This window comes from Marinimicrobium sp., from assembly GCF_002695945.1.
GTDB classification, from domain to species: domain Bacteria; phylum Pseudomonadota; class Gammaproteobacteria; order Pseudomonadales; family Cellvibrionaceae; genus Marinimicrobium; species Marinimicrobium koreense.
In genome coordinates, this window is sequence record NZ_NZQP01000059.1 from 57,791 (window position 1) to 72,407 (window position 14,617).

General features: G+C 61.4%; 15 protein-coding genes. 13 read left to right on the plus strand and 2 right to left on the minus strand.

Annotation, left to right across the window (positions count from 1 at the left end):
* Positions 1-3 precede the first annotated feature (3 nt).
* The 13 genes from CMG77_RS13390 (at position 4) to CMG77_RS13450 (ending at position 13,425) form a co-directional block, all read left to right on the plus strand.
* A complete protein-coding gene (locus tag CMG77_RS13390) occupies positions 4-411 on the plus strand; it encodes an ExbD/TolR family protein (protein WP_286807026.1) in 408 nt (135 codons plus the stop codon).
* On the plus strand, positions 411-1,055 hold the full coding sequence (locus tag CMG77_RS13395) for an energy transducer TonB (protein WP_286807025.1): 645 nt from the start codon (positions 411-413) through the stop codon (positions 1,053-1,055). The genes CMG77_RS13390 and CMG77_RS13395 overlap by 1 nt, the downstream gene beginning before the upstream one ends.
* Before the next feature lie 5 nt (positions 1,056-1,060).
* The gene (locus CMG77_RS13400) at positions 1,061-2,311 is read left to right on the plus strand and encodes a tetratricopeptide repeat protein (protein WP_286807024.1); all 1,251 of its coding nucleotides are present in this window, start codon (positions 1,061-1,063) and stop codon (positions 2,309-2,311) included.
* A gap of 31 nt (positions 2,312-2,342) precedes the next feature.
* Positions 2,343-3,257 carry a phosphorylase family protein gene (locus CMG77_RS13405; protein WP_286807023.1) on the plus strand — a complete coding sequence of 305 codons (915 nt, stop codon included), beginning with the start codon at positions 2,343-2,345 and terminating at the stop codon, positions 3,255-3,257.
* Positions 3,258-3,261: 4 nt separating this feature from the next.
* The gene (locus tag CMG77_RS13410; RefSeq protein WP_286807022.1) at positions 3,262-4,341 is read left to right on the plus strand and encodes a purine nucleoside permease; all 1,080 of its coding nucleotides are present in this window, start codon (positions 3,262-3,264) and stop codon (positions 4,339-4,341) included.
* Positions 4,342-4,346: 5 nt separating this feature from the next.
* Positions 4,347-5,528: an amidase gene (locus tag CMG77_RS13415; protein WP_286807021.1), complete on the plus strand. Its 1,182-nt coding sequence runs from the start codon at positions 4,347-4,349 to the stop codon at positions 5,526-5,528.
* Positions 5,525-7,105, plus strand: coding sequence for a gamma-glutamyltransferase family protein (locus tag CMG77_RS13420; RefSeq protein ID WP_286807020.1), 1,581 nt, complete (start codon positions 5,525-5,527; stop codon positions 7,103-7,105). Before CMG77_RS13415 ends, CMG77_RS13420 begins: the two co-directional genes overlap by 4 nt.
* A 38-nt stretch (positions 7,106-7,143) precedes the next feature.
* Complete coding sequence (locus CMG77_RS13425) at positions 7,144-7,926, plus strand: sulfite exporter TauE/SafE family protein (protein WP_339618556.1); 783 nt, start codon at positions 7,144-7,146, stop codon at positions 7,924-7,926.
* A gap of 1 nt (position 7,927) precedes the next feature.
* Entirely contained in the window at positions 7,928-9,187 is a 1,260-nt protein-coding gene (locus CMG77_RS13430; protein ID WP_286807017.1) for a pyridoxal-phosphate-dependent aminotransferase family protein, read from the plus strand.
* The gene (locus CMG77_RS13435; protein ID WP_286807016.1) at positions 9,184-10,446 is read left to right on the plus strand and encodes an allantoate amidohydrolase; all 1,263 of its coding nucleotides are present in this window, start codon (positions 9,184-9,186) and stop codon (positions 10,444-10,446) included. The genes CMG77_RS13430 and CMG77_RS13435 overlap by 4 nt, the downstream gene beginning before the upstream one ends.
* 65 nt (positions 10,447-10,511) lie before the next feature.
* A complete protein-coding gene (locus CMG77_RS13440) occupies positions 10,512-11,645 on the plus strand; it encodes a helix-turn-helix transcriptional regulator (protein WP_286807015.1) in 1,134 nt (377 codons plus the stop codon).
* Positions 11,642-12,514: an alpha/beta fold hydrolase gene (locus CMG77_RS13445; protein ID WP_286807014.1), complete on the plus strand. Its 873-nt coding sequence runs from the start codon at positions 11,642-11,644 to the stop codon at positions 12,512-12,514. Before CMG77_RS13440 ends, CMG77_RS13445 begins: the two co-directional genes overlap by 4 nt.
* A 101-nt stretch (positions 12,515-12,615) precedes the next feature.
* On the plus strand, positions 12,616-13,425 hold the full coding sequence (locus tag CMG77_RS13450; protein ID WP_286807013.1) for an ATP-grasp domain-containing protein: 810 nt from the start codon (positions 12,616-12,618) through the stop codon (positions 13,423-13,425).
* Between the two features lie 12 nt (positions 13,426-13,437).
* Here CMG77_RS13450 and CMG77_RS13455 read toward each other — a convergent pair whose 3' ends face one another.
* Together CMG77_RS13455 and nirD are read right to left on the minus strand one after the other, a co-directional pair.
* Entirely contained in the window at positions 13,438-14,082 is a 645-nt protein-coding gene (locus CMG77_RS13455; protein ID WP_286807012.1) for a flavin reductase family protein, read from the minus strand.
* 144 nt (positions 14,083-14,226) lie between these two features.
* Positions 14,227-14,580 carry a nitrite reductase small subunit NirD gene (gene nirD / locus CMG77_RS13460; RefSeq protein WP_024462039.1) on the minus strand — a complete coding sequence of 118 codons (354 nt, stop codon included), beginning with the start codon at positions 14,578-14,580 and terminating at the stop codon, positions 14,227-14,229.
* Positions 14,581-14,617 lie beyond the last annotated feature (37 nt).

The following is a 14,617-nucleotide window of genomic DNA, read 5'->3' on the forward strand; positions in this document are numbered from 1 at the left end:
GCTATGAGTGATAACCAGTTTTTCATGAACGAAGACGACGACAACGATATCGACATGACACCCATGCTCGATGTGGTGTTCATCATGCTGATTTTCTTTATCGTCACTTCGACTTTTGTCAAAGAGGCGGGCGTCGATGTCACTCGGCCCCAGGCGGACACCGCCATGCAGGCAGAAGCCAACAGCATTCAGATTGGCATCGACGCCTCCAACCAGGTGTTTATGGACAAGCGTCAGATCGACAAGCGCGCGATCCGCGCTAACGTAGAGCGCGGTCTGGCGGAAAGTCCGGGGGCGGCGGTCATCATTGTTGCCGACCGCGACTCCAATACGGACACCTTGATTCAGGTGATGGACCAGGCCCGGCTTGCCGGAGCCGAATCGGTATCGGTGGCGTCGGAGAATAACTGATGTGGGTGAAATATTCGGTAAGTTTGGGCGCGGCGGCGCTGCTTGGCCTGCTGATCTTTATCGGCATGCAGGTGCTGATCGCCACCGAGGGTCGGTTCGCCGATGGCAGTGGTGATCAGCCCGCTTTGAACTTCGTTCGCATCGATGCGGCAGAGGAAAAGGTGGAAACCAAAGACCGGCGCACTCCCGAGGAACCTCCGGAGCCGGATACGCCACCGGAAACTCCCACGGCCGCGGTGGAAGACAATCAGGTGCAGAACCAGAACGCGCTGTCGATGGACATGCCGAGTATGGATATGCCCTTGCAGACCGGCGGTGGGCCCAATATGGCGGGCCTGTCCGGAAGTGGTGGCACCGGTATGGGGGGCTTTGATTCGGATGTGATTCCCACGGTGAGAATTCCACCGAACTATCCGCAGCGCGCCCGTCAGGCCAAGCTGGAAGGTTACGTCACGATGCACGTACAGATTCGCGCGGACGGAACCGTCTCCAATGTCGAAGTGGTTGAGTCGAACCCTCCGCGCTTGTTTGACCAGGCCGCGGTCCAGGCCATGCAGCGCTGGCGCTTCCGCCCGAAAATGGTGGACGGTGAAGCTCAGCCCCAGCAGGCACGCCAAACGATCGAATTTACGCTGAGAGACTGACCGACATGAGTACTGTTATTGCAAACTGTCTGCGTCGTATTCGCCGACCCCTAACAGTGACGCTTCTTATAGGGTGCAGCGCTCTTGCCGTTGCTCAAGACGACTCCCTGAGTGGCAGCACTTACAACAAGCTGACCGACATTCAGGAGTTGATGGCGGAAGAGAAAACCGAAGAAGCGTTGACAGAACTTTGGGAGCTGCGTGAGGAGGTAGACCCGGACACCATGGACCTGGCCATGGTGCTGCAGATGCTCGGCTACGCTGAGCTTACCCGGGATAACCATTCTGAGGCGCTGGAATTGATGCGCGCGAGCCTGGATATCGGAAAGCTGCCGGAGCAAATGAAGGTGGAGCTTGGCTACATGGTGGCCCAGCTTTACGCCGCGCAGGAGCAATTTGACGAGGCCATCCGTTTTGCTCAGGTGTGGTTCGAAACCCTCGAAGAACCCAAACCGCAACAACTGATGTTCATGGCCAACCTGCTGGCGCAGACCGAGCGCTACGCCGATGCGATTCCGTTCGCTGAGCAGGCGGTCACCATGACTGACGAGCCTCAGGAGAGCTGGTACCAACTGCTGATTGCCGCCAGCTTCCAGTTGGAGGAGTACGACAAAGCCGCCCGCTTTCTGAAGGGCGCCGCTGGCCACTGGCCGGAAAAGTCCCAGTACTGGGAACAGTTGGCCAGTGTCTACCTGATGCTGGAACAGGAAGGAAAGGCGCTGGCCAGCCTGCAGCTCGCCTGGCGCAACGGGGTACTGGAAAAGGAAAGCTCCGTACGCTCACTGGTGCAATTGGCCATTGCCGAAGGCATTCCCGATCGTGCCGGTCGTTTTCTGGAAGCAGCGCTCGAACAGGAGCTGGTCCCGCGCGATGAGACCTTCCTCGGGTTATGGGTCAACGCCTGGAACAGTGCCCGTGAATACGACAAAGCTGTGGCCGCCTTGCAAGCGTTGGCCGAAGCTACGGGCGAGGGTGACCCTTACCTGCGCATTGCCAACATCCGCGTGGAGCAGGCCCGTTGGGCCGACGCCGTCGCGGCGCTGGAAAGCGCGCAACAACGGCCCCTGAAAAAGCCCGGACAGGTCTGGTTGACCTTGGGTATCGCTCTCACTGAACAGGAAAATTTTGAAGCGGGGCTGAACGCTCTGCGCGAGGCACGCGCCTACGATGATACTCGGGAGCAAGCCAACGGCTGGCTTAAATACGCAGAAGGCCTTCGTCGTCAAAGTCGTTGGCAGAGCCGAAACAACAGCTGAGCATACGCTCTAAATATCTGGAGTTACAATCATGTTCCACACATTATTCCGACCGTTTCGCTTCGTCGTTCTCACGTTCTTCGTGTTGGCCGCCGGTATGGCCGGTGCAGCCCAACCCAAGGCCCGCATCGCCATACTGGGTGGCACTTTTTTGAACGACATCATTTTTCATCGCGACGGTCTGATTCAGTCCGAGTTCACGATTGATACCAAGGTGGGGCAGTCACCCACCATCTACTATGCCGAGCACAAGGGCATTCCGTTCTACTACATTCACGCCCACGGTGAGGGCAAGTGGCTGGAAACCTGGGTGGCGTTGTACGACCTGGGTGTCGAGGAAGCAATCGGTGGAGCCACCGCCGGTGCCATCAACCGCAGCATGGAGGTGTACGACTACATTCTGGTGGATGACTTCATCGACCTTAATATCGACCGGCCCATCAGCATTCCCCACGAAGTGTATCGGGACCCGGACGCCATTCCACTGCCTCGCTTTGTACCGGCGGTGGATACTGACATTCGCGACATCCTGCTCGAGGAAACCCGCAAGGCCATTCTGGATAATCCGGACTACCAGGACATCAGCATTCACGACGGCGGCACGGTTCTACAGAGTCGGGGCGGCCGGTTTGAAACCGTAGCGGAAGTGGAAATGATGGCCCGCATGGGCGGTGACATTGTCACCATGAACCTCGCCTCGGAAATGGCCTATTCCCGAATGCTCGGAATCAACTACGCCGCCCTCGGTGTCATTTCCAATCCGGCCGAGGGGCGGGCCGACTGGGACTTTTCCCTGATGGAGGAGCTCTACCCGCGCGTCAATCCGCTGAGCCTCGATATCGTACTGGCCTCGCTGCCCGCCATCGCCAAACTCAAAGGCAAGCCCCGCGTGTCCGACGGTTTGATCAACCACCCCGAAATGACTTCCCAAAAGAAACAGGACTGACTTCATGTTGAAATTGACTAAACTCTCTGTGACCGGTTTGTTGTGCGCGCTACTGCTCGGCGGTTGTGCCCAGCAGGCCACCAAGGCGCCCGAGCCGATCAAAATCAAATTCGTGGTGGTTTCCATGTTTGAAATTGGCGATGTGGAAGGCGACCAGGCGGGTGAGTTCCAGTTGTGGAAAGAGCGCGCCGACCTCGACACCGTTCTGCCGTTCAAGAACTCACCGCACGACATTTACCTGAACGAAGAAACCGGCGTACTCGGCATCATTACCGGCATCGGCACCGCCTATTCCGCCGGTACCGCCATGGCGCTGGGCATGGATCCGCGCTTTGACCTGACCGACGCCTACTGGCTGGTGGCGGGTATCGCCGGGATCGACCCGGAGGATGCCTCCATTGGTTCGGCCGCCTGGGCCGAGTACCTGGTCGATGGCGACCTTGGGCACCAGATCGATATGCGGGAGGTGCCGGAGGATTGGGAGATCGGTATTTTTCCCCGTCATACGCGCAAGCCTTACGACCCGAACAAACCCGAACCCACGTTTGAAATGTTGCAGCTGAATTCCGAGTTGTTCAATTGGGCTTTTGAACTGACCAAAGACGCCGAGCTACCGGATATGGAAGGGCTGGAGGAGACCCGCTCCATGTACACCGACCACCCCAACGCGCAGAAGCCGCCGTTCGTTCTCAAGGGTGACCAACTGGCGGCCATGCGCTTCTGGCACGGTGAAATTCTCAACGACTGGGCCAATAAGTGGGTCGACTACTGGACCGATGGCAAAGGGGAGTTCGTGACCTCCGCCATGGAAGATACCGGGACCTTTCTGTCCCTGAGCCTGTTGGACAATCTGGGCAAAGTGGATAAAGACCGGGTCATGGTACTGCGCACTGGCAGTAACTACACCATGCCGCCTCCGGGCGTGACCGCGGTCGACAATCTGCTGGCGGAAAATGACGGTTACGCCGGGCTGGATGCGGCGCTCGAAAGTGCCTACATCGTCGGCTCTGAAGTGATGGAGGAAATTCTGACCAACTGGGATACTTACCAGGACCGCATTCCTTCGGTGGCTGATCTGCCCTGATGCCTATGGACCTGCGTGCGTATACTTGGCGGCCCGAAAAACGGGTCGTCCCCACCGTTGGCGGCGGTCCTCTGTCGGGGCTGCGGCTGGCGGTCAAGGACCTGTTCCATATCGCCGGTCTGCCCACGGGCGCCGGCAACCCGGACTGGCTCGCCAGCCATCCGCTGCCCACCCGCACCGCACCGGTGGTCGAGCAACTGTTGAACGCCGGCGCCGAACTGGTGGGCAAAACCCTGACCGATGAGTTGGCCTACAGCCTCAATGGTCAGAACATTCATTACGGCACGCCCATGAACCCAAAAGCCAAGAATCGCCTGCCCGGCGGCTCCAGTTCCGGTTCCGCCGTGGTGGTGGCCGCTGGCGAGGCGGACATCGGGCTGGGCACCGACACGGGGGGTTCCATCCGTGTGCCCGCGAGCTACAACGGCCTGTTCGGTCTGAGGCCCACCCACGGCGAGCTGAGTCTGGAGGAGACCGTGCCACTGGCCCCGCGCTTCGACACCGTGGGCTGGATGACGAACACCCTTGCCTTGCTCAGGCGGGTCGGCGAGGTTCTGCTGCCGGAGGATATGCCGAGCCGAACCGCCAGCGGCCCGATCACGCTGGCGGTACTGGTGCCGGAGCAGGGCGATCAACCGCTCTGGCGCGAAGAGCATGATGCCTGGCTTCAGTCCCTCGGCACTTCGGCGGTGATTCTACGGCGAATTGACGTGAACGGGGATTGGCTCAACCACGCCAGCGAGTGTTTCCGAACGCTGCAGGGGCGGGAAATCTGGCGCACCCACGGCCGCTGGATCACCGAGCGCAAACCGGTGTTCGCCCCGGACATACAGGCGCGCCTGCAATGGAGTCGGGGTTTGACCGAGGCCGATGAGCTCGCCGCCGAGCGCGACCGGGCGCCACTGTGCGCCACCATCGCCCGTTGGTTTGAAGGCGTGGAAGCGGTGCTGATGCCCACCACGCCCGGGCCCGCTCCAAGGCTTGACGCCGCCAGTGACCGGATCGCGGTCTATCGCAGCCAATTGATGGGCCTGACGGCTCCGGCGGGGCTGTGCAGTCTGCCGCAGTTGCACCTGCCGGTGCTCTCCCGCGACGGGGCGCCCATGGGCGTCTCGCTGCTGGGCGCGCATCGGCACGACAAAGTGCTGCTCGAACTGGCACACACCCTGACGGAGAACCACTCATGACTGAAGTGGCGTTCAGCGCTCCCCACCGCGAGGCGGCGAACATCGGCCTGAAAGTGCTGGAAGAGGGCGGCAACGCGGTGGATGCCATGATCGCGGGGGCCGCCGCCATCAGTGTGCTCTACCCCCATATGAACAGCCTGGCCGGTGACGGCTTCTGGCTGATTCACGAACCGGGCCACGCCCCCCGGGCCATCGACGCCTGCGGTACCGCCGCGGAGCGGGCCAGCATTGGTTACTACCGGGAACAGGGGCTGGAGGCCATACCTCCGCGCGGGGCTCCGTCGACCCTGACCATGGCCGGTACCCTGGCCGGCTGGCAGCGGGCCCGGGAGCTGATCGGCGAAACCCGTCACCTGAAGCCGCTGAAAGAGCTACTGGCGCCGGCCGCCACTCTGGCGCGTGAGGGGGTTCCGGTCACCGAGTCTCTGGCCGCCGCCAGCCGCAAGGTGTCGACCGAACTTCAGGCGGAAACCGAATACCAGTGGCTCTTTACCCGAAAGGGAGCGCCGCTCAAGGTGGGTGATACGCTGCGCAACCCGGAGCTGGGGGATTTTCTCGACCGCCTCGCCCGCCAGGGACTGAAAAGCTTTTATCGGGGCGAGATCGCCGGGGAGCTCGCGGCCGCGCTGGAAGCGGCGGGCAGCCCGTTGCGCCTGTCGGATTTCGAGAACTACCACGCCAAGCTGGTGAGGCCGCTGTCGGTCACCACCCGCTTCGGCGAATGTTACAACCTGCCGGCGCCCACCCAGGGGCTGGCCTCGCTGATCATCCTGGCGCTCTATGACCGGCTCTATCGGGACGACTGGTCCGAAGCGCAGAAAATTCATACCCTGGTGGAAGCCACCAAGCAGGCGTTCTTGATCCGGGACCGGGAAATTGCCGACCCCCGCTACATGCGTCAACTCGGCCAGTTGTGGCTGGCGGACCAGACGCTGGACGAGTTGGCGGGGCGCGTTGGCGATACTGCCTCGCCCTGGCCCCGTGTCGCCGAGCCGGGCGACACCGTCTGGATGGGCTGCGTGGATCGGCGCGGCACCATGGTCAGTTTTATCCAGAGTCTCTACTGGGAGTTCGGCTCCGGGGTGGTGATTCCCGGCACCGGCCTGGTGTGGAACAACCGGGGCCTGAGTTTCCGGCTGGACCCGGATCATCACAACGCCCTGCGCCCGGGCGCCCGCCCTCTGCACACGCTCAACCCCGCGTTGGCCCTGTTCAACGATGGCCGACGCATGGCCTACGGCTCCATGGGCGGGGAAGGCCAGCCGCAGACCCAGGCGGCGCTGTTGACCCGCTACTGGTACGACGGCCTGCCCCTGGACGAAGCCATCAATCGTGGTCGCTGGCTGTTGGGCCGAACCTGGGGCGAGACCGATGATGATCTCAAACTGGAAGCCGACCTGGCGGATCGGGTGGGGGATGAGTTGGCCCGCATGGGACATCGGACCCGCACCGTGCCGTCGCACAGTGAAATGATGGGGCACGCCGGCGCGGTGGTCGCGCTCAATGGCGGCCCGGTCATCGCCGCCAGCGACCCGCGCAGCGATGGCGCCGGATTGGTAGGGAGGGCCCCCGCTTGAGTGCCTTTTTAAATGAATGGCTGCCCACGATTCTCGCCATGCTTGCCACCGGAGCGCTCGCCGGCGTTCTTGCCGGCCTGCTCGGAGTGGGCGGCGGCATTGTCATCGTGCCGGTGCTGTATTTCGTATTGCAGGGCCTGGGCGTCGACCCCGACGTAGCCATTCGAGTGGCGACCGGCACCTCCCTCCTGGTGATCGTACCCACCAGTCTTTCCTCGGTTCGCGCCCACCATCGGCGGGGCAACGTCGACTGGGCGCTGATCAAGCGCTGGTGGCCTTTTATGGTGTTCGGCGTCATTGGCGGGAGCGCCACGGCCCTGGTAGTCAACGGCCGGGTCATCAGCGGTGTGTTTGGCGTTATCGCCCTCCTGGTGGCCGCCAATATGCTCTTTCGCCCCAAGGCGCCGCCAGTGTCCGAGTCGCTTCCCGGCCTGCCGGGGCAGGGGGTAATGGCCGGCGCCATCGGCTACTTCTCGGTGATGATCGGTATCGGTGGGGGCACCCTGGGCGTACCCATGCTCACAGCCTGTAACGTCGCCCCGCACCGGGCCGTGGGCACCGCCGCTTTCTTCGGCCTTCTGATCGCCCTGCCGGGTGCCACCGCGATGCTGCTGGCCCAGACGCCCGCGGGTGCCCCCGCCGGCATGGTCGGGCTGGTTAACCTCGCCGGCTTCGCCGCCATTGTGCCGCTCACGGTGCTGCTGGCGCCGGTCGGTACATGGCTGGGTTCCAAACTGGACGCGCTCTGGCTCAAACGCGTGTTCGCCATTTTTCTGTGCATCAGCGGCGCGCGCATGCTGATGCAGACCCTGGGAGTGTGATATGTCCGAAACTCTTCAACCCGCCTCCAATCTGATGCGGCCCTTCTCCCCTCCCCCGCGCCTGTTGATGGGCCCGGGCCCGATTACTGTGGACCCGCGCGTATTGCGCGCCATGTCCGCGCAGTTGGTGGGCCAGTACGACCCTGCCATGACCCGGTGCATGAACGAAACCATGGCCCTGTACCGGGCGGTTTTCGAGACCGACAACGAATGGACCTTTCTGGTGGACGGCACCTCACGCGCGGGCATCGAGGCGGTGCTGGTGTCGTTGCTCGAGCCTGGGGACAAGGTGCTGGTGCCCATCTTCGGCCGCTTCGGCCACCTGCTCACCGAGATTGCCGAGCGCTGTGGGGCCGAGGTGCACACCCTTGAGACGGCGTGGGGCCAGGTTTTTACCCCGGAGGAGATTGAAACCGCCATCCGCAGGGTACAGCCCAAAGTGCTCGCCGTGGTGCAGGGGGACACCTCCACCACCATGCTCCAGCCGCTCGAAGAGCTGGGAGCCATCTGTCGTGAGCACGGTGTCCTGTTCTACTCCGACGCCACCGCCTCCATCGGGGGTAACCCTTTCCGCACTGATGACTGGGGCCTGGATGCGGTATCGGTCGGCCTGCAGAAATGCCTCTGCGGACCGTCGGGCAGCGCGCCCCTGACGCTGAGCCGAAGAGCCGTGGACGTCATTCGCCGCCGCAAACATGTGGAGGCGGGGATTCGCAGTGAACACCACCGGGACGGCCAGGGCCCGCGCATTCCCTCAAACTATTTCGATCTGGGCATGATCATGGATTACTGGGGCGAGGAGCGGCTCAACCATCACACCGAAGCCACCACCATGCTCTACGGCGCCCGCGAGTGCGCCCGCATTCTGCTCGAGGAGGGCATCAAGGCGGCCATCGAGCGCCACCGCATTCACGGCCTCGCAATGGCCGAGGGCCTGGCCGCCATGAACCTCAGGCTGTTCGGCGACCAGGCGAACAAAATGCACAACGTCGTGGGTATTTATATCCCCGATGGCATTCCCGGGGAGCCGGTACGCCAAGCCATGCTGAACGATTTCGGTATCGAAATCGGTACCTCTTTTGGTCCTTTGCACGGCAAAATCTGGCGTATTGGCACCATGGGCTATAACGCCCGTAAAGACGCCGTACTGCAGACTCTGGCGTCGCTGGAGGCTGTGCTTCGCCGGTGTGGTCACACACTTACCGCTGGTGCCGGAACCGATTGTGCGCTGGAAATATACACCGAGGAGGGCGTCGTATGAGCGTCGATCTGAATCTCTCGGAAGCGGCTCTGGCCGAGCCGGCCGCTCGCCTGATGACCCGCTGTGACGAATTGGCTGGCATTAGTTCGGATCCTGACTGCCTAAGCCGTTTTTATCTGACACCTGAACACCGTAAGGCCAACGATAAGGTGGCGGGATGGATGAGAGCAGCGGGTCTGGAGACTTGGGAGGATGCCGCCGGCAATCTGTGGGGCCGCTACGCCGCAGCCGATCCGGCTGCGACCCAAGCGTTGATTGTGGGTTCCCATTTGGACACTGTGCCCAATGCTGGTCGCTACGACGGTATGCTGGGAGTGCTGACCGCACTTTCCGCCGTCGAGCAATTGCGAGCGGCCAAGGTACGACTGCCTTTCCATATTGATATCGTCGGTTTTGGTGATGAGGAGGGCGCGCGTTTTGGCACCACCTTGTTGGGTAGCCGCGCGGTCGCCGGCACTTGGCAGGATTCTTGGTGGGAGTTGACTGACGCAGAAGGCGTCTCTTTGTACTCGGCCTTCGAACGGTTCGGTTTGAACCCGGCCAGAATTGGTGAGGCAGCCCGTTCGCCGCAGGGCTTACTGGGCTATCTGGAACTACACATCGAACAGGGGCCTGTGCTTGAACAACGGGACGAACCCTTGGGGGTGGTTACAGCCATCGCTGGTGCTCGCCGCGTTGATATTGAACTGGTTGGTCATGCAGGTCACGCAGGCACCGTGCCGATGAACATGCGGCGTGATGCTTTGGTTGGTGCGGCAGAATTTATTCTTGCAGCCGAGAGAGTGGCCCGGGAGGAGGGAGTTGTTGCCACTGTGGGGCGGTGTGAGGCGTTACCCGGTGGCGTCAATGTTATTCCTGGCGCAGTGCACCTGTCATTGGATATCCGCTCCGCAGATGATCGCCTTCGCGATCACGCGTTGACGATCATTCGCGACCAATTAAAGCATATTGAAGAGCTCCGGGAGTTGAGCTCTACGTGGCGAGAAATCCATAATGCCCCGTCAGTCGCCTGTGCTGAGTGGTGGCAACAATTACAGTGCTCCGTGCTATCAGACCTCAATCTTAAGGCGCTGCGTTTGATGAGTGGGGCGGGGCACGATGCAATGGCCATGGCGGAAATTACTGATTGCGCGATGTATTTTCTGCGCTGCAAAGGTGGTATCAGTCATCATCCAGATGAGTCCGTTGCGCAAGCGGATCTGATTCCCGCAATAGCAACTCTGGTCCAAACACTACTTCACGTGCGGCGAACGGGATGAAACCCGCGACCGCCTGTGCTTTAATGAGGTGAAGCACACAGTTCTTTGACCCTCAGGAGTCGGCGGTGCCCCTTGCCAAACCCACAGCCCCGGACTTACTCGAAAGCCTCTATGACGGCGCGATGAACCCGGAGCGCTGGCCCCGGTTTCTCGGACAATTGGCCACCCGCTTCGACGGTGGAACCGCTTCCCTGCGCATTACCGATATCGAAAAACCACGGGTTTACTCCTCTTTCACTCAGGGGTTTGATGCCGAAGCCAATCGGCGCTACATGGAAGAATCCGTGGCGGTTGACCTGTTTCGTGACGCGCTGTCGGCGGCGCCCTTGGGCACCACACTGGCCAGTCACGAGATTGTGTCCGACCGGGAGTTTGAGCGCAGCGCGCACTATCAGATGGTGTTTCGTCCCAACGGGAACTTCTATGCCATGGGCGCCCAGTTCGAGCGCCAGGCCTCCCGGGCCGCGCATATCGGCGTTCACCGCCCCCGCCGTGCCGGGCCTTTCTCCCGCTCGGAACAGCGCGAACTGGATATCTTTTATCCCCACCTGAAACGCGCCGCCCGCATGATGCAGTTAATGGGGGAGTTTGAAGTCGTGTTGGGGCAGGCGAGAGCCGCGCTGGATTGCCTGCCTTACGGTGTCTGGCTGGTGGACCGGCAGAGGCGTTGTCAGTGGTTCAACGCTGTGGCGGAAGAGGCGATGCAGACGCATGTCTATGGCCTTGGGCTCAGCGGCGATCGGTTGCAGTTGCGGGATGCCATGGAAGAGTCCCGGTGGCGATCTGTCTGTGACCGGGTGAGCCGTGGTGATATCAGCGCCGATGTGATGCCCCTCGGCCACTCCGGCGCCACACTCGTGGCCATGCAGTATCGCCGGCCGTCGGCCCACGCACTCATGGGCCCCGAGCAGGAGGCGCTATTGGTGTTTCTGTTGGATCCGGAGCGACCGGTCAAGCCCAACGCCCAGCGCCTTCACACCCTCTATGGCCTGACCCAGGCGGAGATTCGTCTGCTGGGGGAATTGTTGCGCGGCTATGAGCTGTCCGAGATCAGCGCCTGCCTGAATCTGTCCATTCATACCGTGCGGGCCCAGTTGAAATCGGTCATGCGCAAGGTGGGCGTTACCCGCCAGGCGCAATTGATCCGCAAGCTGTTGATGGTGTGTGCGGCACTGCCATCGGATGGAGACGCGCATTGACCATCGAATGCTGTATTGACCGACCGGATGGGCGTCGCCTGCGGGTGCTGGAGCAGGGAGCACCCGACGCGCCGGTCTGGATTTACCTGCACGGGCTTCCGGGGTCGGCGGATGAAGCCCGGTTGCCGGAGGCTGTTGCGGAAAAGGTCCGATTGTTGGCGTTTGATCGTCCCGGTTTTGGTGGATCCACCTCATGCCCCGAGTATACCCTGGCCATGCTCGCAGAGGATATTGGCGCGATCGCTGATGCGTATTCGGTGCCGACGATCCGCTTACTGGGTTTTTCGGCCGGCGGTCTCTTTGCCCTTGCCGCGGCCCGAGTGCTCGGCGAGCGGGTGTCCCGGATGGTATCGGTGGGGGCGCCGGCGCTGCACTGGTTGGATGATCCCGATCGGGAAGCGGCGGCACTGACCGCCGGTGCCTGGCAGGGCGCCCGGGACAATCCGGCGCAGCTTGCCGAGTCCCTGACCGCTCTGACCGGCGACGGAGCCACCTTGCAGGAGGCGATGCGCAGCAGCCTGTCAGCGGAAGATCTTGCGGTTCTGGATGAGTCCGATACAAAACACCGGTTCGCGCAGACCATGACACAAGCCACCCGACAGGGGCCGGCTACATCGGCGTCGGCCCTTTCCCGTGAACTGCAGTTGATGGTGTCACCCTGGCGCTATGAACTGGAGACGCTACCGGCATCGGTCAACTTTATCCATGGCGATAGCGACCAGTTGCTCACCGTGCGCCACCTGGAGGCTCTTCACCAGAGCTGTCCTCACAGTCGCGCCGTTATTTTGCCGGGAGAGGGGCATTACTCGCCCCTGCTGGGACCCGGCGCGTCGGCATTATGGACCGACTGGATTCTGGAAAACGCCTGACAACAAAAGCCTTGAGCGGTAATAAAACTGCTTGTCAAAAGCGACACGTTGAGGGCAAAATTCGCGCCTCCTGCGGCTCGCCGTTTCTTTGAGTCTTTGTCATGCGTTTCGCCAGTTTCGATGTGTTTCGCACTCTGGGGTTTCCCGATACCCGCCATTTCAAACCCGACCACCTGTTCCGCCATCAGTCCGAGCTGAGTGCGGCCGAGTGGATATTGTTTCCCGAGTACTGGCAGATCAATGCGTTGATCTACGGCATGGGCTGCCGGGTATTTCCCAGCCAGGCCAGCTATCTGTTGGGGCACAACAAAATTGAAATGACCCGGGCATTTCAGACCGTGGCGCCGGCCCATGTACCGTTGACCCACATTCGCGCGAATACCCCGGACAATGCCGAGGAACTCTGGCAGGAGATGACTCACCCGTTTGTCGCCAAGCTCGCCAAAAGCAGTATGGGAGAGGGCGTGTGGTTGATCGAAGAGCGGGATCAATGGCGCGAGTATCTCGGGCGGACCGACACCCTCTATGTGCAAGAGTGGCTGCCCATCGATCGGGATGTGCGGGTGGTGGTCGTCGGGGATCAGGTGCTGGCGGCCTACTGGCGACTGCAATCCGGGTTCAGTTTTCACAACAATGTGGCGCGTGGCGGGAGTGTGGATTACAGCCCCGTGCCCGCGGTGGTGGCCGACCTGGCGCTGTCGGTCGCGCGAAAGCTGGGGGTGGATCACGCTGGGTTTGATATTGCTCTGGTGGGCGATCATCCCTACTTGTTGGAATTCAACCGCCTGTTCGGCAACCAGGGTATTCCGGGCGGCGGCCAGCGTCTGCGCGAGGCGATTCTGGGCTATCTGGAGCGTCAATCCGCACAGAATGACGGCCCCAGTCGCCCGCCGGAGCCGGTAGCGGCATAACGGCGTGTTGGTTTATTCCAGCGCGCGTGTCGGCTCATCCGGCTTGGCGTAGGCCAGCCGCTCCAGGCGCTCGGTGCGATGGTAGCTGTCCAGCCCGGAAATGGTCACCGCGTCCAACGCTTCGATATCCACGTAGCCGTCCGGTTGAATCACATTCGGCTCCACATGCACTGCGACGATTTCACCGACGATAAAATCGGTGTTGTTGGACTCCAGGTGTTTGCACTCCAGCAGTTTCAAGCCGATCTTCAGGCGGCTCTCGCCGACATAGGGGGCCGGGTGATCTTCCAGATAGCTTGGTTTTAACCCGGTGGCATCGAATTCCGATTGCCCGCGAAGGTAGCGAGCGGAGGTTTGATGGGCCGGGCGGATCATGCCGCCATGCACCTGATTCAGGGTGTAGTAACCGGTGGCCAGAATATTTCCCACGCTGTGCCGCTCTACCGTGCGCGGGCGCGTCACCATGCCCATCAGCGGTGGATTGGCCCCCAAATGGATGACCGAGTTGACGATTGCCAAATTGGGGTGGCCGTCCTGGTCCACAGTGCCGACCAGATTGGCGCTCTTGAAGCCCGCCAGGGAGTTGATGAATTGCGCGCGGTAGCGCTTTTCCATCTGCTCGATGCTCGGGCGGTCAAAGTACAGGGAAGAAGTCATAGTCGCTCCACAATGGCTTGTGGAAACACTATACGACAAGGTGGGGGCAATGGGTCAAAAAAAGGGGGTGGTCGGGGCCACCCCAAAGGATCGACTTCATGAAGCAATGAAGAAGAAGGGGAAATGCTATTTGGCAGAAACGCGTCAGACCTGAATGCTGACCACACCGTTTTCCACGCGAACCGGGTACACCGGTACCGAGTGGGCGTCGGACTCCAGGCACTCGCCGGTGCGCAGATCGTAGTGCTCCTTGTACAGCGGTGAGGCCACCACGGTGCGCTCGCCCAGGGAGCCGATAATGCCCCGGCTCAGGACGTTGGCTTTGCCAACCGGGTCGTAGTTGCCGATGGCAAAGACTTCATCGAGGGTCTTGCTGTAGAAAATTGCGACCTGCTTCTGATGGATCAGGGCGCACAGGCCGCTGTTGGGTTGCAGGTCGGCTTTGCTGCATACCTCAACCCAGGTCTGTTCCACTTTCTTGGCGACGGCGGTATTCATGGTGATGCTCTCCTTAAAGGCAATCGGTCATTGAACA